The sequence below is a fragment of the Sphaerisporangium perillae genome, assembly GCF_023276435.1.
GTDB lineage: Bacteria > Actinomycetota > Actinomycetes > Streptosporangiales > Streptosporangiaceae > Sphaerisporangium > Sphaerisporangium perillae.
The window spans coordinates 41,079-60,563 of the sequence record NZ_JALLPO010000025.1; the positions used below are offsets into that span (position 1 = coordinate 41,079).

Sequence of the window (19,485 nt, forward strand, 5' to 3'; positions counted from 1 at the left end):
TCGCGAGTAGCATGTAGCTCGGAAGCCATCCAGCAGCGAGGAGCCAGCCGTGCCTTCGTCCCGTGACGTCGTGTTCGTCGACGGCGTGCGCACACCCTTCGGCCGGTCCGGGCCCAAGGGTCTGTACGCCGAGACACGCGCCGACGACCTGATCGTCCGTGTCATCCGTGAACTGATGCGGCGCAATCCGCAACTGCCGCCCGAGCGGGTCGACGAGGTCGCCATCGCGGCCACCACCCAGATCGGCGACCAGGGCCTCACCATCGGCCGCTCCGCGGCGGTGCTCGCCGGGCTGCCGAAGTCCGTGCCCGGCTACGCCATCGACCGCATGTGCGCGGGCGCCATGACCGCCGTCACCACGGTCGCCGGCGGCATCGCCTTCGGCGCCTACGACGTCGCCATCGCCGGCGGCGTCGAGCACATGGGACGCCACCCGATGGGCGAGGGCGTCGACCCCAACCCGCGTTTCCTGTCCGAGAGGCTCGTCGACGGCTCCGCCCTGATCATGGGCATGACCGCGGAGAACCTGCACGACCGCTACCCGGAGATCAGCAAGGAGCGCGCCGACGCCTACGCCGTCGCCTCCCAGGAGAAGGTCGCCAAGGCCTACGCCAACGGCAGGATCCAGCCCGACCTGGTGCCGATGGCGACCCGCAAGGCCGCCGAGGGCTGGGGCCTCGCCACCGAGGACGAGCCCCCTCGGCCCGGCACCACCCTTTCGGGCCTGGCGTCCCTCAAGACGCCGTTCCGCCCGCACGGGCACGTCACCGCCGGCAACTCCGCGGGCATCAACGACGGCGCCACCGGCAGCATCATCGCCGCCGCGGACGCCGCCGCCGAGCTGGGCCTGACACCGAAGATGAAGCTGGTCTCCTACGCCTTCGCCGGAGTCGACCCCGAGGTGATGGGCGTCGGCCCGATCCCCTCCACCGAGCGGGCGCTGCGCCTGGCCGGGCTGTCCATCGGCGACATCGGCCTGTTCGAGATCAACGAGGCCTTCGCGGTGCAGGTGCTGGCCTTCCTGTCGCACTTCGGCATCGCCGACGACGACCCGCGCGTCAACCCCTACGGCGGTGCCATCGCGTTCGGGCACCCGCTGGCCTCCTCCGGCGTGCGGCTGATGACCCAGCTCGCCCGCGAGTTCGGTGAGCGCCCCGACGTGCGTTACGGCATCACCACCATGTGCGTCGGCATGGGCATGGGCGGGACGGTCATCTGGGAGAACCTCGCCTGGGAGGGCGGCAAGTGAGCGACACCACCGACATCACCGGCATCTTCGACGACGAGGTCGTCACCGGCGCGCTCGTCCGCGACGTCCGGCTCCCCGGCGGGGCGGGCACGATGGCCCTGATCACGCTGGACAACGGCTTCGACCACACCAAGCCCAACACCTTCGGCCCACGCGGCCTCGCCGAGCTGGACAAGGCCCTCGACGCCGTCTGCGACCGCACCGACCTCGCGGCCGTCGGCATCACCGGCAAGCCGTTCATCTTCGCCGTCGGCGCCGACCTGAAGGGCGCGGCGCTGGTCCGCACCCGCGACCAGGCCGAGGCGCTCGGCCGGCTCGGGCACGAGGTGTTCCGCCGGCTCGGCGAGCTGGAGGTGCCGTCGTTCGCCTTCGTGAACGGGGCGGCGATGGGCGGCGGCCTGGAGGTGGCGCTGCACTGCACGTACCGCACCATCTCCTCGGGCGTCCCCGCGGTCGCGCTCCCCGAGTGCTTCCTCGGCCTGGTGCCCGGCTGGGGCGGCACGCAGCTGCTCCCCCGGCTCATCGGCCCGGCGAACGCGCTGAAGCTGATCATCGAGAACCCGCTGTCCCAGAACCGCATGGTCAAGGGGACCGAGGCGTTCAAGCTCGGCGTCGCCGACGCGCTCTTCGAGCCCGCCGACTTCCTGGAGGAGTCGCTGCGCTGGGCCGCCCGCGTGCTGACCGGCGAGGCCGCCGTCTCCCGCCACCCGTTCACCGAGGACGCCGGGTCCTGGAACGCCGCGGTGGCGGGCGCGAAGACGCTCGTGGACCTCAAGCTGCACGGCGCCTCCCCCGCCCCGTACAAGGCGCTGGAGCTGGTGGAGCTGGCCCGCACGGCGAGCCGCGACGAGGGCTTCGAGGCCGAGACGAAGGCGCTGGCCGACCTGCTGATGGGCGACGAGCTGCGTGCCGGGCTGTACTCCTTCGACCTCGTGCAGCGGCGCGCCAAGCGGCCCGCCGGCGCACCGGACAAGGCCCTGGCCCGCAAGGTCACCAAGGTCGGCGTGGTCGGCGCCGGCCTGATGGCCTCCCAGCTCGCCCTGCTGTTCGCCCGGCGCCTCGAGGTCCCCGTGGTGCTCACCGACCTCGACCAGGCCCGCCTGGACAAGGGCGTCGGCTACGTCCGTGCCGAGGTCGACAAGCTGCTCGGCAAGGGACGGATCACCGCCGACCAGGCCAACCGGCTGAAGGGGCTGGTGTCCGGCTCGCTCACCAAGGACGCGTTCGCCGACGCCGACTTCGTCATCGAGGCCGTCTTCGAGGACCTCGCGATCAAGAAGCGGGTCTTCGCCGAGGTCGAGGCCGTCGTCACCCCCGAGTGCGTGCTGGCCACCAACACCTCCTCCCTGTCGATCTCGGCGATGGCGGCGGAGCTGCGCCACCCCGAGCGGGTGGTGGGCTTCCACTTCTTCAACCCGGTCGCCGTGCTGCCCCTGCTGGAGATCGTCCGGGCCGAGCGGACCGACGACGCCACACTGGCCACGGCGTTCGCGGTCGGCAAGGCGCTGAAGAAGTCCAGCGTGCTGGTGAAGGACGCTCCGGCGTTCGTGGTCAACCGGCTGCTCACCCGCTTCATGGGCGAGGTCATCGGCGCGGTCGACGAGGGCACCCCGATCGAGGTCGCCGACCACGCGCTGGACGGGCTCGGGCTGCCGATGACGCCGTTCGCGCTGCTGCAGCTCGTCGGCCCCGCCGTCGCGCTGCATGTCGCGGAGACGCTGCACGAGGCCTTCCCGGGCCGGTACGGCGTCTCGGCGAACCTGGCGACCCTCGTGAAGGCCGGCAAGCCGGGCGTCTACGCGCCGGACTTCTCCATCGACCCCGAGGCGCGGCAGATCTTCGAGGCCGCGGGGGCGAGCGGGCCGAGCGCGGAGGAGGTACGCGACCGGTCACTGCGCGCGCTGGCCGAGGAGATCCGGCTGATGCTGGACGAGGGGGTCGTCGCCGCGGCCGAGGACATCGACCTGTGCATGATCCTCGGCGCCGGGTGGCCGTTCCACACCGGCGGCATCACGCCGTACCTGGACAGGACCGGCGTCTCGGCCCAGGTCAACGGGCACCGGTTCCTGGCGCCCGGCGTCGCCTCCGTCCCCGCCTGACCAGGCGTGCTCCAGCGGCCGGCGTCGTCAGCTCAGGTAGTCCTTGAGCGTGATGACGTCGGCCTGCTGGAGCTTCTTGGCGATCAGCCCCTTCCACGGCATGTAGGGCAGCGTCCGGATCATCTGGTTGCGCATCCAGATCGCCGCGTTCGACTTCGGGAACAGCGATGAGGCGCCGCCGCCGGCCCGAGCATGGGCCTGCCTGACGTACTCCCGCATCTCGCGCTCGTAGGCGGCGAACCCGGCCACGTGATCACCACCTGCCGCGGCGAGCTCTCCCGCGAGCACGTACGCGCCGACCAGCGCCAGGCTGGTGCCGAGGCCGGTCAGGGCCGAGGGGCTGTAGCCCGCGTCGCCGACCAGGACGGCCCGCCCGCTCGACCAGCGCTCCATGCGGATCTGGCTGACCGTGTCGAAGTAGAAGTCCTGCGCCTCCCACATGCCCTCCAGCAGCCGTGGCACCTCCCACCCGACTCCGGCGAACGCGCCGGCGAGGATCTCCTTCTGCTCGTTCACGTCATGCCTGTCGTACCGCAGCGGCGGCGAGGTGAACCCGAACAGGGCCTTGGCCTCGTTCTCACGGGGAGTCGGGCGGATCGCCGCCACCCTGCCTCCCAGGGCGGTGTGGTAGAGATCCCACCGATCATGCTTCACCGGATACGGGATGGTGAAGAACGAGGTGTAGGAGCCGAGGTGGTGGCTGAACCTCGACTCCTCGCCGAAGGCGAGGGCGCGCACCGCCGAGTGGACGCCGTCCGCCCCGACGACGAGGTCGAACCTGCGTGCCTCGGCCCGCTCGAACGTGACCTTCACGCCATCGCGGGCGTCGGCGAGCGCGGTGATCGAGTCGTCGAAGATGTAGTCGGTGTCGCGGCGGGTGGCGTCGTAGAAGACGCGGGCGAGGTCTCCGCGCAGGATCTCGATCTCCGCCACCGGTCCCTCCCCGCCGAACATGTCGGCGGGCATGCTCGCCATGCGCTTGCCCGCGCCGTTGACGAACGACATCCCGCGGGTGCCGATGCTCGCCCGCCGTACCTCCGCCATGAGCCCCATGCGCTCCACCACCTCGCGGGACACGCCGCGCAGGTCGATGGCGTGGCCGCCGTCCCGGAACGCGGGCGCCTTCTCGACCACCACCGGGTCGAAGCCGTGGCGGCGCAGCCAGTACGCCAGCGCCGGCCCGGCGATGCTCGCTCCCGAGATCAGGATGCTTCTGTTCCTCATTGACCCTCTCCAGCCCGCGTCGGAACGGCCCAGGTGTATGTACGCTGTACGAGCCGTTGCGTACACGGTAAGGCGTACGGCGTATATACGCAATTACCTGCTTAAATGTGTTCTAGAGTACTAGTGCACCAGCAGGTGGACAGAGAGAGTGGGATGAATCCTGACCACGGCGAACGTCCATCCGGCCACGGCCGCCGAGTACGCTCGCTCGCACGGTGCACTAGTACGCCCCTGCGGGGATCGAGCATCGGAACCCGACCGGACAAGGAGGCACCGTGAACCGACCCGGGCCGCAGCCCGACCCGCCGTACATCCGGATCGTCCGGGAGATCCGGCGGCGCATCGCCGCGGGCGAGCTGCGGGCGGGCGACCGCGTCCCCTCGACCCGCGAGATCACCCGGCAGTGGGGGGTGGCGATGGCCACCGCGACCAAAGTGCTGACCACGCTGCGGCAGGAGGGCCTCGTTCGCGCCCTGCCCGGGGTCGGCACCGTCGTGCACGTCCCCGAGCCGAGCCGTCCCGCCGTCCGGCGCCTTGAGGGCCGCGGGGGCCCTGAGGGCGGCGAGGGTCGTGTGGGCGAGCAGGACCTCACCCGCGAGCGGATCGTGCGGGCCGGCGTCGCGATCGCCGACGCCGAAGGGCTGGCGGCCCTGTCCATGCGGCGGATCGCGGCCGAGCTGGACGTCGCCACCATGTCCCTCTACCGCCACGTGGGCGGCAAGGACGAGCTCGTCACGCTGATGGTCGACACCGCGTTCGGTGACTCGGCTCCCCCCGAGTCCTCCCCAGAGGGCTGGCGTGAGCGGCTGGAGCTGGCGGCGCGCATGCACTGGGCGCTCTACCGCCGGCACCCCTGGCTGGCGCAGGTCATGTCGTTCACGCGGCCGTTGTTGTCGCGCAACGCGCTCGTCCATTCCGAGTGGCTGATGCGCGCACTGGACGGCCTCGGGCTCCGCCCGAACATCGTGCTCCACACGGCCATGACGGTGATCAGTTACGTGCACGGCATCGCGGTGAACCTGGAGCGGGAGGCCCTGGCGCAACAGGAGACCGGGGTCACCGACGAGGAGTGGCTGGAGGCACTGGACCCGACGTTCGCCGGGATCCTGGCGTCGGGAGACTTCCCCACGTTCGCCGGCATCGTCACCCACCCCGAGTCCGACTTCGACCTGGACACGCTGTTCGAGTTCGGCCTGGAACGCATGCTCGACGGCCTCGCCGTGCTCATCGAGCGGTGAGGGGGACACATGCGCGCTCCCCCCTCACCGGCGGGCGGCGCACCCTCGTACGGCCGGGATGATGGGGGACATGCTGGCCGACGTCATCGACTACCTCACCTGCCCCGTGTGCCGGGCCGATCAGGCGCTCGACGGCAACGTGGTGCGGTGCGCGCGAGGTCACGCGTTCGACGTCGCCAGGCAGGGCTATGTGAGCCTGCTGACGGGGTCGGGCGTCCCCGGCACGGCCGACACCCCCGCCATGGTGGCCGCGCGTGCCGCGTTCCTGGGAGCGGGCCATTACGCCCCTCTCGCCGCCCGCCTGCGCGAGTCGGCGTCCGGCGGGGTCGTCCTCGACGCCGGGGCCGGTACGGGGTACTACCTGGCCGAGGTGCTGCGCCCCGATGACGCCGGCATCGCCCTGGACATCTCCAAGCACGCGCTCAAGCGCGCCGGCCGGGCCCATCCGCGGATCGGCGCGGTGGTGGCGGACGTGTGGCGTCCGTTGCCGGTCAAGGACGGGTGCGTCGACGTGCTGCTGAACGTCTTCGCCCCCCGCAACGGGCCGGAGTTCGCCCGCGTGCTGCGTCCCGGCGGGACGCTGGTCGTGGTGACGCCGACGCCGCGGCACCTGGCCCCCCTGGTCGGCGAGCTCGGGCTGCTCTCGGTGGACGAGTCCAAGGCGCGGCGGGTCCAGGAGGCGCTCGGGGCGCATTTCGCCGAGACCGGCCATCTGATCGAGGAGTCGGACATGCGGCTGGACCACCGGGCCGTCGAAACCGTGGTAGGCATGGGGCCGAGCGCCTGGCACACCGATCCGGTGGCGCTCAGGCGGGAAATCGTCCGCTTTCCGGACCCGATGACCGTCAGGATGTCGTGCCGGATCTCTCTCTTCCGTAAGATCGCCTAGACGCACCCGAATTACGAATTTCCCCTACTTTGTAGGCCATCTTGCGTACAGAAGCGACATACTTGACGGCAACCCGCCGATCCCGGTCCGGGAGAGCGTGAGGGAGGGGCACGCCCATGAAGGCCGAGGAACGCTGGCAGGCCAGGTTCCGCGCGGCACGTATGACACTGCCCATTTGGGCACGGCTTGCTCCTGGCCGGGCCGTGTACCGCTGCAACATCTCCGGCATCTGGGAGATCCACGCCTGGGACCGCGCGAGCGGCGCGACCCGCCAGGTCACCAGCCGCCCGCGAGGCACCTCCTACGCCGCGATCGACCCCACCGGCCAGTGGATCTGGTGGTTCTCCGACACCTACGGCGACGAGTTCGGCATCTGGATGCGCCAGCCCTTCGACGGCGGCCCCGAGATGCCGGCCCATCCCGACCTCGCCCCCGGCCACCCCACCGGCCTCGCGCTGTCCGGCATCGGCACCGCCGCCGTCGGCAGGAGCAGCCGCCACGGCTTCCAGGTCCTCCTCGTCCGCGTCGGCAGCGAGGAGAAGCCTGTGGTGATCTACGAGTCCCGCGAGTTCGCGCAGGTCGCGGGAATCTCACTCGACGGCTCGCTGATCGCCGTGACCCACAGCGAGCACGGCGACTCCCGCCACCCCGCGCTGCGCGTGATCAGGCCGAACGGCCAGGTCGTCGGCGACCTGCACGACGGGCCGGGCAAGGGCTTCACCGGCGTGCGGTTCGCGCCGACCATGAACGACCGGCGCATCCTCGCCCTCCACGAGCGGCGGGGCCGGCGCGAGCCCCTTGTCTGGGACCCGGTGACCGGCGAGCAGCGCGAGATCTGGCTGCGCGTCCCCGGAGAGATCACCGCCGACTGGTACCACGACGGGCGCGCGCTGCTGATCGGCCACAACAACCGCGCCAGGACCGAGCTGTTCCGGTACGACCTCGGCGGCGGGCACCTCGCGCCGATCAAGACCCCGCACGGCGTCATCCACGACGCGATGCCCCGCCCCGACGGCACGGTGGAGTACTCCTGGTCGAGCGCCGCGCATCCTCCGGTGATCAGGGCCAGCGACGGCCATGTCGTCATGAACCAGTCGGGGCCGTCCGCGCCGCCGGCGGTTCCGCTGGAGGACGTCCTCGTCGAGGGCCCCGGCGGGCGCGTCCACGCCCTCGTGTCGCGCCCCACCATCGGCACCGCGCCCTACCCGACGGTGTTCCTGCTGCACGGCGGCCCGGCCGCGCAGGACGACGACTCCTTCATGCCGAACGTCGCCGCCTGGGTGGACGTCGGCTTCGCCGTCGTCCGCGTCAACTACCGGGGATCCACCGGGTACGGCTCGGCATGGCGGGACGCGCTGCGGGGCGACGTGGGCCACATCGAGCTGGCCGACGTGGCCGCGGTCCGCGAGTGGGCCGTCAACCAGGGCGTGGCCGATCCCGAGCGCCTGGTGCTCGCCGGCGCCTCCTGGGGCGGCTACCTCACCCTGCTCGGTGTCGGCACCCAGCCCAAGTCGTGGGCGGCCGGCATCGCCGCCGTGCCGATCACCGACCACGCCGCGGCCTACAGCGACGAGACCGAGGGCCTGCGCGCCTACCACCGGGCGCTGTTCGGCGGGTCGCCCCAGGAGGTGCCCGATCTGTACGCGGCGTCGTCGCCGATCACCTACCTCGACTCGCTGCAGGCGCCGCTGCTGGTGCTGGCCGGCGAGAACGACCCGCGCTCTCCGATCAGGCAGATCGAGAAGTACCTCGGCAAGCTGGCCGAGCGCGGGCACGAGCACGAGGTCTACCGCTACAACGCCGGCCACGGCACCCTGGTCATCGAAGAGCGGATCCGCCAGATGGCCACCCAGATCGACTTCGCGTACAAGCATGTCGGCCTGGCCCAGCCTCCCTCCACCCAGCCCTGACCCATCCCGCGAGGGGCGCCCCGACCCGCCGAGAGAAGCGAGGCCATCAACGCAGCGGGGCGATTAAATAGGCTCGGCTCTGAGGACCAGGATCGCCAGGTCGTCGGCGCTGGGCTCGATCGCGTATTCCTGCACGGCGCGGCGGATGCGCTCGGCCACCGCCCGGGCCGACAGGTCGGCGCACTCGGCGAGGAGCTTGGCGAGGCCGCCGTCGTCGTCGAGCAGCCGCCCGTTCGACCGGCGTTCGGTCACGCCGTCGGTCACGCCGAGCAGAACGTCTCCGGGTGCCAGGTGGACGTGGTCGACGGCGAACTCGGCCTCGGGGAAGACGCCGAGCAGTGACTGGGAGGTCACGACGGCCTCCACCACGCCGCTCGGGCGCAGCCGCAGCGCCTCGGGGTGCCCGGCGGAGATCAGGGAGAGGTCGAGGCCGTCATCGGTGCTGGTGATCTCACCGTGGAGCAGGGTGAGGAACCTCGCCCGCTCGCCCTCCTCCAGGATCGCCTGGTTGAGCCGCGAGACGACCGCGGCCACGTCGTACCCCTCGCGGGCCAGCAGGCGGATCGTGTGGCGGGCCAGGCCGGTGACGGCCGCGGCCTGCGGACCGGTGCCGCAGACGTCGCCGATGGCGAAGCGCCACGTGCCCTCGCCGGTGGTGAACAGGTCGTAGAAGTCGCCGCCGACCTCGTTGGTCTCGCCCGCCGGCTCGTACACCACGGAGTAGTCCAGGCCGGGCGTCTCGGCGGGGGTGCCGGGCGGCAGGAGGCTGCGCTGGAGCGCGCGGTTGGCGTCGGCCTGCTGGGCGTACAGCCTGGCGTTGTCCATGGCGAGGGCGGCCCGCCGGCCGAGGTCCTCGGCGAGCTGGGCGACGTCGTCGGGGAAGCGCCCCGATCGGCCGAGGCACATCAGGCCGAGGCTGCGCCCGCGCGCCATCAGCGGGAAGGCGAGGGACTGCCACTCGGTGAGCTGGATCGGCACAGGAGTGAGATTGTCCACAGAAGGGATGGCCGCCTCGTCCAGCCGCTCGCGCAGCTGATCGATCTTGGACTCGTCGGCGTGCCACAGGTAGGCGAGGCTGAGCGGCCCGTCGTCGGCGGGGACCGTGTAGACCGCGCACCAGGTGGCGAGCCTCGGCACCACGATCTGCGCGATGAGGGCGGGCACCATGTCGGGGTCGAGCGTGCCGGCGAGCAGGTCGCTGGCGTCGGCGAGGTAGCCCAGCCAGCCGGGCCCCTGTGAGGCCCGCTGCCCCGTCCAGTCGTCGACGGGGCTGCTCTGGCCGCCGGGCAGGGCGAGGCGGGCCCAGCGGGTGCGCAGCGCTCCGGCGAAGCTGACCCCCCAGACCGTGACGGAAGCCGAAGGAGGGGACATCGCGGCGCTGTCGCGTTCCTTCTCGCGCAGCTCAATCTGGAGAGAATCTCCCTGATGCACCCATACAATCTCAAATGGGACATCGCCCACTTCGGAGACCAGCTCTCCGGTCAGCCGCTCGGCCTCCATGCTGATGGAGGCGGCCGCCCATGCGGTCATCACCTCGCGGGTGAACCGCGTGGCGGCGGGTAGGGCGGTCCTGCCAGGCGCGAACGAAGCGGCCAGCACACCCCGGGAAGAACTTGTCATTGCACCGTGCTTATCACAGTCGACTCTCGCACGCGGTCGATAGACAGGGCGACCGCACAGCGCCCTTCATGCCAGACTGGCACTACTCCACATCCCGCCCGAACAGCGTGAAGGAGGCTTCATGAAGGGTACCCCGACCGTGGGGGCCGGTTCGGAGCGGTCCTATACCGAATCCGATCTACGGCCGTTCCTGGAAACGCTCATGGCATGGCGCGATGGCGACTTCAGGCAACGCGTGCCCTTCGCCCCGCCGGGCAACCTCAGCGAGGTCAGGCTCCTGCTGAACGAAGTGGCCGACCGCCGCGAGCACCTCGCCAACGAGCTCATCCGCGTGAGCCGCGAGATCGCCAAGGAGGGGCGCTTCGGCGTCCGCCTGGTGCCGGGGCCGGGAGTCGGCTCGTGGGCCGAGAGCGTCCACTCGGTGAACGACCTGATCGACGCGCTCGTCGGCCCGGTGAGCAGCGCGGCGGACGTGCTCGACGCGGTCGCCCAGGGCGACCTGTCGCGGCGGCTGGACGTCGGCCGCACCGCGAAGGGCGAGGTCCGGCGGCTCGGCAAGGCCATCAACGGCATGGTCGACCAGCTCGCGCTGTTCAGCTCCGAGGTCACCAGGGTCGCCCGCGAGGTCGGCTCCGAAGGGCAGCTCGGCGGGCGGGCGAACCTCCGCGGCCTGTCCGGCAGCTGGCGCGACCTGACCGAGGCCGTGAACACCATGTCCAGCCGGGTCTCCGCCCAGGTCCGCGACATCGCCGTGGTCACCACCGCCGTGGCCAGGGGCGACCTGAGCCGCAAGGTCACGGTCGACGCCGTCGGCGAGATGCTGGAGCTCAAGAACACCGTCAACACCATGGTCGACCAGCTCTCGGCCTTCGCCGAGGAGGTCACCCGTGTGGCCCGCGAGGTCGGCACCGAGGGTGAGCTGGGCGGGCAGGCCCGGGTGCGCGGCGTGTCGGGCGTCTGGAAGGACCTCACCGACAACGTCAACGTCATGGCGGGCAACCTCACCAGCCAGGTGCGCAACATCGCGACCGTCGCCACGGCCGTCGCGCAGGGCGACCTGTCCAAGAAGATCACCGCGGACGCGCAGGGCGAGATCCTGCAGCTCAAAGACACTTTGAACACCATGGTCGACCAGCTCTCGCTGTTCGCCGACGAGGTCACCCGCGTGGCCCGCGAGGTCGGCACCGAGGGCCAGCTCGGCGGCCGGGCCGAGGTCAAGGGCGTGTCGGGCGTCTGGAAGGACCTCACCGACAACGTCAACTCGATGGCCAACAACCTGACCTACCAGGTCCGCAACATCGCCCAGGTCACCAAGGCCGTGGCCGGGGGCGACCTGTCCAAGAAGATCGACGTCGACGCCCAGGGCGAGATCCTCGAGCTGAAGTCCACGATCAACACGATGGTCGACCAGCTCTCGCTGGTCGCCTCCGAGGTGAGCCGGGTGGCCCGCGAAGTGGGCTCCGAGGGCCAGCTCGGCGGCCAGGCACAGGTGCACGGCGTGTCGGGCGTCTGGAAGGACCTCACCGACAACGTCAACTTCATGGCCAACAACCTGACCTCCCAGGTGCGGCAGATCGCGGCCGTCTCCACCGCGGTGGTCCAGGGCAACCTGTCCAAGAAGATCACCGTGGACGCGCAGGGCGAGATCCTGCAGCTCAAGGACACCGTCAACACGATGGTCGACCAGCTTTCCCTGTTCGCCGACGAGGTCACCCGCGTGGCCCGCGAGGTCGGCACCATGGGGCAGCTCGGCGGCCAGGCCCGGGTGCGCGGCGTGTCCGGCGTCTGGAAGGACCTCACCGACAACGTCAACTCGATGGCCACCAACCTCACCTACCAGGTCCGCAACATCGGCGAGGTCACCACGGCGGTCGCCAAGGGCGACCTGTCCAAGAAGATCGACGTCGACGCCCAGGGCGAGATCCTGGTGCTGAAGACCACCATCAACCGGATGGTCGACCAGCTCTCGTCGTTCGCCTCCGAGGTGACCCGCGTGGCCCGCGAGGTGGCCTCGGAGGGCCAGCTCGGCGGCCAGGCCCGGGTCGAAGGCGTCGAGGGCACCTGGAAGCAGCTCACCCAGAGCGTCAACGAGCTGGCCAGCAGCCTGAGCACTCAGGTGCGGGCCATCGCCGAGGTGACCAGCGCGGTCGCCCGCGGAGACCTGACCCGCTCGATCACCGTCGAGGCGCAGGGCGAGCTGGCCGACCTGAAGGACAACATCAACACGATGGTGTCCAACCTGGTCGCCACCACCAAGGCCAATCAGGAACAAGACTGGCTCAAGAGCAACCTGGCCCGCGTCTCCCGCCTCATGCAGGGCCACCGCGACCTGATGGAGGTCGCCAAGCTCATCATGAGCGAGCTCACCCCGCTGGTGTCGGCTCGTTACGGGGCCTTCTACATGGTCGAGAGCCCCGCCGACAACGAGCTCCGGCTGATCGCCGGGTACGGCATGCGGCCGGGACGCAGCCCCCGGCAGACCTTCATGTTCGGGCAGGGCATCGTCGGCCAGGCCGCCGCCGAGGGCCGGCCGATCGTGCTGGACGACGTCCCGCCGGCCTACCTCACCATCGAGTCGGGGCTGAGCCGCTCCACGCCCGCCCAGATCGTCGTGCTGCCGGTCCTGTTCGAGAACCAGGTGCTCGGCGTGCTGGAGCTGGCCTCGTTCGACCGGTTCGGGGAGGTCCACCTGGCCTTCCTGAACCAGCTCGTCGAGACCATCGGCGTCACGATGAACACCATCATCGCCAACTCCCGCACCGAGGGCCTGCTCACCGAGTCCCAGCGGCTCACCACCGAGCTGCGCGAGCGCTCCGACGAGCTGCAGCGCCAGCAGGAGGAGCTGCGCCGGTCCAACGCCGAGCTGGAGGACAAGGCCGCGCTGCTCGCCAAGCAGAACCGCGCCATCGAGATCCAGAACTTCCAGATCGAGCAGGCCCGCCGCACTCTGGAGGAACGCGCCGAGCAGCTCGCCGTCTCCTCGCGCTACAAGTCCGAGTTCCTCGCCAACATGTCCCACGAGCTGCGCACCCCGCTGAACAGCCTCCTGGTGCTGGCCAAGCTGCTTACGGAGAACACCGAGGGCAACCTGACCTCCAAGCAGGTGGAGTTCGCCAGGACCATCTACGGCGCGGGCTCGGCGCTGCTCCAGCTGATCAACGACATCCTCGACCTGTCCAAGGTCGAGGCGGGCCGCATGGACATCCACCCGCAACAGCTGTCCATGCCCAAGCTGGTGGAGTACGTCGAGGCGACCTTCACCCCGCTCGCGCAGGACAAGGGGCTGGCCTTCACCGTCGAGGTCGACCCCTCGGTGCCGGAGGAGCTGCACACCGACGAGCAGCGCCTCCAGCAGGTCCTGCGCAACCTGCTGTCCAACGCGGTCAAGTTCACGCCGAAGGGCGAGGTGCACCTGTGCATCAGCCGCGCCGCCGGCACCGTGCCCTACATCGACAGCACTCTGCAGGACAGCGACGACATCCTGTCCTTCGCGGTGGTGGACACCGGCATCGGCATCGCGCCCGAGAAACTCGAGATGATCTTCGAGCAGTTCCGCCAGGCCGACGGCACCACCAGCCGCAAGTACGGCGGCACCGGCCTCGGCCTGTCGATCTGCCGTGAGATCGCCCGCCTGCTCGGCGGCGAGATCCACGCCAAGAGCGAGCCCGGGCACGGCAGCACGTTCACCCTGCACCTTCCGATCAGGTACGCCGGGCCGCTCGCCGCCGGAACCGGCGGTGCGGCGATCTCGCCGCCGGACTACCGAGAGGAGCCCGCCGCCCTCGACGGCTCCAGCCGGCCGCCGGAGATCCCCGACCTGAACGACGACATGCGGCTGCCGCAGCTCTCCGAGGCCGCCGAGACCCGCGTCTGGCACGGCGACGACCCGCTGAACGGCGCGAAGATCCTCATCGTGGACGACGACATCCGCAACGTCTTCGCGCTGACCAGCGTGCTCGAACGGCACGGCTCCACCGTGGTCTACGCCGAGAACGGCCGCGAGGGCATCGAGCAGCTCGAACGCAACGAAGATGTCGCGCTGGTCCTGATGGACATCATGATGCCCGAGATGGATGGTTGGGCGACCACGTCCGCGATCCGCCGCATGCCGCAGTTCGCCGACCTGCCGATCATCGCGCTCACCGCCAAGGTGATGCATGGTGACAGGGAGAAGAGCATCGCCTCGGGCGCGTCCGACTACGTGCCGAAGCCTGTCGACGTCGACCGGCTCCTCGAACGCCTGCGAGGCTGGCTGACGCGTGGCCGCGTGCCGTCGGGTGAAGGAAGGGAAGGACGCGCTTGATGCCGGACCGGGCGAAGATCCTGCTGGTCGACGATCGCGAGGAGAACCTCATCGCGTTGGAGGCCATCCTCAGCTCCCTCGACGTGGTGGCCATCCGGGCACGGTCGGGGGAGGAGGCGCTCAAGGCTCTGCTCGGCATCGACTTCGCGCTCATCCTGCTCGACGTGCGCATGCCCGGCATGGACGGCTTCGAGACCGCCGCGCACATCAAGCGGCGCGAGCGCACCCGCAATATCCCGATCATCTTCCTGACCGTGGTCGACAGCGCCCCCGACTACGCCTTCCGCGGGTACGCCGCGGGCGCCGTCGACTATCTCACCAAACCCTTCGACCCCTGGGTGCTCCGGGCCAAGGTGTCGGTCTTCGTCGAGCTCTACAACATGAACCGCCGGCTCGCCGAGCAGGCCGCCCTGCTGCGCGAGCGCCTCACCGTGGAGCTGCCGGACGGCGTGGGGGCCGAGGTGCTCCCTGAGCTGTCCCGGCGGCTGAAGGGCGTGGAAGAGGAGCTGGCCCGGCTGGAGGAAATGGTGTCAAAGGCCAACGGCAGCACCTCGTTCGCCGGCCCCGTCAAGGACCTCACCGAACGGGTCCTCCACCTCCGCGCCGGCTTCGACGCCCTCTCGTAGCCTCCCCGCGTTTCCCGCCCGGGCACCCGCGGCGTCAGCGGCGGGCGCGCTCCAGGGCGTCCCAGAAGCCGCGGCGCAGGGCGTGGCGCACCTCGTCGTGGAGCAGGAAGTCGATGGGCAGCGAGGAGCCCTGGAGGAGGCGGGCCTCGAGGTCGGAGGGCATGCGCGGCTTGCGGGCGAGCACGGCCTCGAGCCAGAGGGCGGGAGCGTCCCGCGCGACGGACTCACCGAAGTCGTGGCCCTCCTTGTGCGCGGCCTTCACCGCGTCGGCCAGCGTGGTGGTGCCCGGCGTGCCGGCGAGCGAGGGCATCGGAGCCGGCTGGGGACCGGTGTAGGGGCCGAGCTGAGGCCCGGGATAGGCCGGCTGGCCGCCGGAGCCTCCCATGTTGTACTGGCCCGGGACGGACTGCGGGGGCACCGGTGCCGCCATGGGGGCCGACGGTGGAGCCTGAGGAGGAGACTGCCGCGACTCGGAGGCGTAGCCGGAGTAGCCGGCGGGGAGCGCGGGCGGCGACGAGCGCTGCGGGGCCGGCGGCGGCGAGCCGGAGCCGTGCGCGCCCGACCCCTGGGAGCCGGCGCTGTGGGAACCGGTCGCGTGAGCGCCCCCGGCATGGGAGCCGGACCCGTGGGAGCCCGACGCCAGACCACTCGACCTCGCAGAGCCGGACAGGCCGGATGCGAGACCGCTGGAACCGTGCGAACTCGCCCCGAGGCCGCCGGAGCCGTGCGAGGCGGACCCGAGGTCGCCGGAGGTCGAAGGGCCGGCGGCCGGACCGCCGCCCGTCCTCGCGGTGGCGGACCCGGGACCGCCGGAGCCGTGCGAGGCAGACTCGAGACCACCGGCCCCCGAGGAGGCCGGAGAGGCACCGCTGGGCCCATGTGAGCCAGACCCGAGGGCCCTGCGCGCCTGCATGCGCGAGTCGCCCGCCTGCGCGGCGGACGCGTGCGCCTCGGAGCCGATCGAGGTGGACCCGAGCGAGCTCGACCCGAGGGTGCCCGCTCCGGCGGACGATCCCTGGAACTCCGACCCCAGGCCTGCTCCAGCGGACGACCCCTGGAACTCCGGCCCGTGGGAACCCTGCCCTGCCGAGGAGCCGTGCGAGGCGGAGCTGAACGAGCCCTGCCCGGTGGAGGACCCCTGGTGATCACGGCCGCTGGAAGACCCCTGGTAGTCCGAGCCGAGAGAGCCGTGCCCGGTGGAGGTCCCTTGGTAGTCCTGGTCGAGGGAGTCCTGCCCGGCGGAGGACCCTTGGTAGTCGGAGCCGGAGGAACCCTCCCCGGCCGGGGACCGCTGGTAGCCGGAGCCGAGTGGACCTTGACCGGGCGGGGGCGACTGGTAGTCGGAGTCGAGAGGGCCCTGCGCGGTCTGGGAGTCGCGAGACGCGGACTCCAGGGGGCTCTGCCCGTGGCCGGCGGCCGCCTGGGAAGGCTCGCGCGACGCGGAGCCGTGCGAACCGGCCCCCTGTGACAGGGGACCATGGGAGCCGGCGCCGTAGGCGGAGGGCGCGGGGGACGCCGGGGCTCCCGCCGAGGAGGCCGAGCGGCCACTGCTGTGGCCGTGACCCTCGCGGGACCGGCCGTTGGTGACCGGCTGCGGCAGGTGGTGCCCGTTTCCGGAGGCGGACCCGTTGCCGGAGCCGCCTGCCACGTTGCCGGTCACCAGGTTGACGTAGGGCCGCAGGTGGCCGCTGCCGATCTCGATCAGGTCGTCGCACTCCTGCTGGAGCGTGCGGGACACCGCCCAGCTGCCCTCGGCCGCGATGTGGATGACGGTGACGCGGATGCCGAGATCCTGGGCGTCGCTCACGACCTGGGCCAGGTCTTCGTCGCCGCTCACCACCACGGCGTCGCAGATGGCGTTGTTGCGGGCCAGGGTCATCAGGTCACGGTGGACCTGGGCGTCCACGCCTTCCCTGCGGCCGGGCCGGATGCGGGCCAGGCGCAGCTTGAGGCCGGGGATGTCGGCGAGCGCGTCGTGTTCGGGGGTGCGCCTGCCCTCGACCGTCGCCTCGTACCAATAGCAGCGCAGGAGCGGGAGGTCGGTGCGCTCGCGGGAAAGCGTTGACAGCAGCTGGAGCAGGCCGGGATAGTCCCACGCGACGGCCTCGCGATGGCGGGTCCCATGCACGGCCATCGCGCCGTCCGCCAGCAGATAGCCGGCGTCCACGAACAGCGCGCAGCGATCCACGCGACACCGCCCTTTCTACATGGCCCTGGCCCGGTGGCAGCCGAAGCCCGGCCCTATCTCAGGGTAATGAAGCCACTGATCGTACGAGGGTGAATCCCGGCGATTCGGCCCGCGCCTGACCATATCTAGGAACGTTCACGCAGACCGTACCAGTTTGTCCTCTATTACCGACCTGGGGTGATAAACGAGTGGCCCGTCGGACCACGGGATTCGGGCCTCTCTAGGCTTGCACCATGAGCGACCGTGAGAATCTGCTGGACGAGATCAAGCAAAAGGGCGTGGTGCACGGCAGGGTCGTGCTCTCCTCGGGCCGCGAGGCCGACTGGTACGTCGACCTGCGGCGGATCACCCTGGACGGCACCGCGGCCCCGTTGGTCGGCCGGGTGATGCTCGATCTGACCGAGGATCTCGGCTACGAGGCCGTCGGCGGGCTGACCCTGGGCGCCGACCCGGTGGCCGCCGCCATGCTCCACGCGGCCGCCGCGCGGGGGCGCCATCTGGACGCGTTCGTCGTCCGGAAGGCCGGCAAGGCCCACGGGCTGCAGCGCCGCATCGAAGGACCGGACGTCGCGGGCCGGCGCGTCCTGGCCGTGGAGGACACCTCGACCACGGGCGGGTCGGTGCTCACGGCGGTGGAGGCGCTACGGGAGGCGGGAGCCGAGATCGTGGGGGTCGCGACCATCGTGGACCGGGGCGCCGCGCGGGCGATCGAGGACACCGGGCTTCCGTACCGCACGGCCTACACGCTCACCGACCTCGGCCTCGACTGAGCCGGGGGTCAGGACGCCGGGGCGCGCTCGGCGGTGAAGCTCTGGCGCTCCCCGGGCTTGCCCGCGGAGCGCGGCTCGCCGTTCACCTCGACGTGGACGGTGGAGGCGTCGCCGATGACGACGTCCAGGGCGGGCTGGAAGTAGGACGCCTGCTGGCCCCGGCTCAGGTCGCGGTCCTCGACGACGTCGCCGCCGGTGACGCGGACGAACAGCGGGCACCGGTCGGCCTGGCACTCGACGAACAGCGTGGGCACGTCGGCCCCAGGTGAGCCCCGCGACACCGAGACGACCGGCGAAGCCGGTGAGGACACGTCGGTCACCACCTGTCCGAAGCCGCCGGCACCGCTCGGCGCCGGCGTGGTCTCGTCGGACTTGAGCGAGCCGATGAGAGACAGAACGCCGACCACGATCAATGCCAGCAGCACGAGGACCGCCAGGCCCACGAGCAGCAGGCGGGCGATGCCCATGGGGTCAGACCGGTGGCGTCCCACATACCGGAGGGTAGCGCCTGCGCGAGCCCGGCGGCCCGCTCAGCAGGACTTTCTTGGCGAAAGCCCGCCCGTCGCGTCCTCTGCCGTGCCGCTAGAGCGGGGAGGCGGAGTCCTTGTGATGGCGTCCACGAGGCTCGCCGGCGGTGTCCTTGGACTCCCTGCGGCCCTTGAGCACCTCGCGCACGATCGGGATGACCGACAGAAGGATGATCACCACGGCGCCGGGCAGGATGTACCGGTCGACGTTCGGGATGGCGCTGCCCGCGAAGTAGCCGATGAGCAGCATCGACTCGGTCCACAGGACGCCGCCCACGACGTTCCACAGGAAGAATTTCGGCACGGGCATGCCGAGCATGCCGGCGACCGGGTTGAGGAACGTGCGGACGATCGGGATGAACCTCGCCAGCACCACGGCCCTCGACGGCCCGAACTTCTCGAAGTAGTGCTCGGCCTTCTCCACGTACTCCGTCTTGAAAAGGCGGGAGTTGGGTCTGGAGAACAGCCGGGGGCCGGTCTTGGCGCCGATGTAGTGGCCCACCTGGGCGCCCGCGATGGCGCACAGCGGCGCGCAGATGAGCAGGACCGCCAGCGGAAACGGCGCGTCGAGGCCGACCGAGGAGGCGACCGCCGCGGACGCCCCCATCCCGGCGACCACGAGGAGCGAGTCACCGGGCAGGAAGAATCCGATGAGGAGCCCGGTCTCGGCGAAGATGATCGCGAGGATGCCAATGAGCCCGAAGGTGACGATCCACCATTGGGCGTCCAGAAGATTTGTGAGGTCCATCACCGATGAGGGTACCCCTGAGCGGCGGGTGGGGCGCGCCAGAGGGTAGGACCAGGTGTGTCAGCGCACGCGGTGGCACGGCGGGCGGGCGTGG

At 70.9% G+C, this 19,485-nt stretch carries 13 protein-coding genes; 8 read left to right on the plus strand and 5 right to left on the minus strand.

The genetic code is table 11. The features are described from left to right. The first annotated feature begins 49 nt into the window (after window positions 1-49). Both MYF83_RS24250 and MYF83_RS24255 read left to right on the plus strand, forming a co-directional pair. Window positions 50-1,249, plus strand: a complete 1,200-nt coding sequence (locus tag MYF83_RS24250) for a thiolase family protein (RefSeq protein WP_248962953.1) — start codon at window positions 50-52, stop codon at window positions 1,247-1,249. Beyond that, window positions 1,246-3,348 (plus strand): 3-hydroxyacyl-CoA dehydrogenase NAD-binding domain-containing protein, encoded by a 2,103-nt coding sequence (locus tag MYF83_RS24255; RefSeq protein ID WP_248962955.1) that lies wholly within the window; start codon window positions 1,246-1,248, stop codon window positions 3,346-3,348. The genes MYF83_RS24250 and MYF83_RS24255 overlap by 4 nt, the downstream gene beginning before the upstream one ends. A 27-nt stretch (window positions 3,349-3,375) precedes the next feature. Here the strand turns inward: MYF83_RS24255 and MYF83_RS24260 are convergent, their stop codons facing one another. Next, on the minus strand, window positions 3,376-4,572 hold the full coding sequence (locus tag MYF83_RS24260; protein WP_248962956.1) for an FAD-dependent monooxygenase: 1,197 nt from the start codon (window positions 4,570-4,572) through the stop codon (window positions 3,376-3,378). A gap of 275 nt (window positions 4,573-4,847) precedes the next feature. Between MYF83_RS24260 and MYF83_RS43885 the strand changes: the two genes are divergently transcribed. From MYF83_RS43885 to MYF83_RS24275, 3 genes are all read left to right on the plus strand, one after another. Next, window positions 4,848-5,810 (plus strand): TetR/AcrR family transcriptional regulator C-terminal domain-containing protein, encoded by a 963-nt coding sequence (locus tag MYF83_RS43885; protein ID WP_248962957.1) that lies wholly within the window; start codon window positions 4,848-4,850, stop codon window positions 5,808-5,810. A gap of 70 nt (window positions 5,811-5,880) precedes the next feature. Further along, entirely contained in the window at window positions 5,881-6,699 is an 819-nt protein-coding gene (locus MYF83_RS24270; RefSeq protein WP_248962958.1) for a putative RNA methyltransferase, read from the plus strand. A 116-nt stretch (window positions 6,700-6,815) separates the two neighbouring features. Further along, complete coding sequence (locus tag MYF83_RS24275; protein ID WP_248962960.1) at window positions 6,816-8,609, plus strand: S9 family peptidase; 1,794 nt, start codon at window positions 6,816-6,818, stop codon at window positions 8,607-8,609. Between the two features lie 63 nt (window positions 8,610-8,672). On the opposite strand, the gene MYF83_RS24280 is transcribed toward MYF83_RS24275, so the two are convergent. Further along, entirely contained in the window at window positions 8,673-10,229 is a 1,557-nt protein-coding gene (locus MYF83_RS24280; RefSeq protein WP_248962962.1) for a PP2C family protein-serine/threonine phosphatase, read from the minus strand. A 121-nt stretch (window positions 10,230-10,350) separates the two neighbouring features. Here MYF83_RS24280 and MYF83_RS24285 point away from each other — a divergent pair, with 121 nt between their 5' ends. Together MYF83_RS24285 and MYF83_RS24290 are read left to right on the plus strand one after the other, a co-directional pair. Next, on the plus strand, window positions 10,351-14,532 hold the full coding sequence (locus tag MYF83_RS24285) for a HAMP domain-containing protein (protein ID WP_248962963.1): 4,182 nt from the start codon (window positions 10,351-10,353) through the stop codon (window positions 14,530-14,532). Then, entirely contained in the window at window positions 14,532-15,158 is a 627-nt protein-coding gene (locus MYF83_RS24290) for a response regulator (RefSeq protein WP_248962964.1), read from the plus strand. Before MYF83_RS24285 ends, MYF83_RS24290 begins: the two co-directional genes overlap by 1 nt. A gap of 34 nt (window positions 15,159-15,192) precedes the next feature. Here MYF83_RS24290 and MYF83_RS24295 read toward each other — a convergent pair whose 3' ends face one another. After that, window positions 15,193-17,346, minus strand: a complete 2,154-nt coding sequence (locus MYF83_RS24295) for an NYN domain-containing protein (protein WP_248962966.1) — start codon at window positions 17,344-17,346, stop codon at window positions 15,193-15,195. 233 nt (window positions 17,347-17,579) lie between these two features. On the opposite strand from MYF83_RS24295, the gene pyrE reads away from it, so the two are divergent. Then, on the plus strand, window positions 17,580-18,116 hold the full coding sequence (gene pyrE / locus MYF83_RS24300) for an orotate phosphoribosyltransferase (RefSeq protein ID WP_248962968.1): 537 nt from the start codon (window positions 17,580-17,582) through the stop codon (window positions 18,114-18,116). Between the two features lie 8 nt (window positions 18,117-18,124). On the opposite strand, the gene MYF83_RS24305 is transcribed toward pyrE, so the two are convergent. Both MYF83_RS24305 and MYF83_RS24310 read right to left on the minus strand, forming a co-directional pair. Beyond that, the gene (locus MYF83_RS24305) at window positions 18,125-18,583 is read right to left on the minus strand and encodes a hypothetical protein (protein WP_248962969.1); all 459 of its coding nucleotides are present in this window, start codon (window positions 18,581-18,583) and stop codon (window positions 18,125-18,127) included. A 115-nt stretch (window positions 18,584-18,698) separates the two neighbouring features. Next, window positions 18,699-19,391, minus strand: a complete 693-nt coding sequence (locus tag MYF83_RS24310; RefSeq protein WP_248963076.1) for a DedA family protein — start codon at window positions 19,389-19,391, stop codon at window positions 18,699-18,701. Between the last annotated feature and the right edge of the window lie 94 nt (window positions 19,392-19,485).

Bases quoted from the DNA above. Each gene is read 5' to 3' on its own strand.
- MYF83_RS24260 (WP_248962956.1), bottom strand. From the start codon at position 4,572: ATGAGGAACAGAAGCATCCTGATCTCGGGAGCGAGCATCGCCGGGCCG.
- MYF83_RS24270 (WP_248962958.1), top strand. From the start codon at position 5,881: ATGCTGGCCGACGTCATCGACTACCTCACCTGCCCCGTGTGCCGGGCC.
- MYF83_RS24275 (WP_248962960.1), top strand. From the start codon at position 6,816: ATGAAGGCCGAGGAACGCTGGCAGGCCAGGTTCCGCGCGGCACGTATG.
- MYF83_RS24280 (WP_248962962.1), bottom strand. From the start codon at position 10,229: ATGACAAGTTCTTCCCGGGGTGTGCTGGCCGCTTCGTTCGCGCCTGGC.
- MYF83_RS24285 (WP_248962963.1), top strand. From the start codon at position 10,351: ATGAAGGGTACCCCGACCGTGGGGGCCGGTTCGGAGCGGTCCTATACC.
- MYF83_RS24290 (WP_248962964.1), top strand. From the start codon at position 14,532: ATGCCGGACCGGGCGAAGATCCTGCTGGTCGACGATCGCGAGGAGAAC.
- pyrE (WP_248962968.1), top strand. From the start codon at position 17,580: ATGAGCGACCGTGAGAATCTGCTGGACGAGATCAAGCAAAAGGGCGTG.
- MYF83_RS24305 (WP_248962969.1), bottom strand. From the start codon at position 18,583: ATGGGCATCGCCCGCCTGCTGCTCGTGGGCCTGGCGGTCCTCGTGCTG.
- MYF83_RS24310 (WP_248963076.1), bottom strand. From the start codon at position 19,391: ATGGACCTCACAAATCTTCTGGACGCCCAATGGTGGATCGTCACCTTC.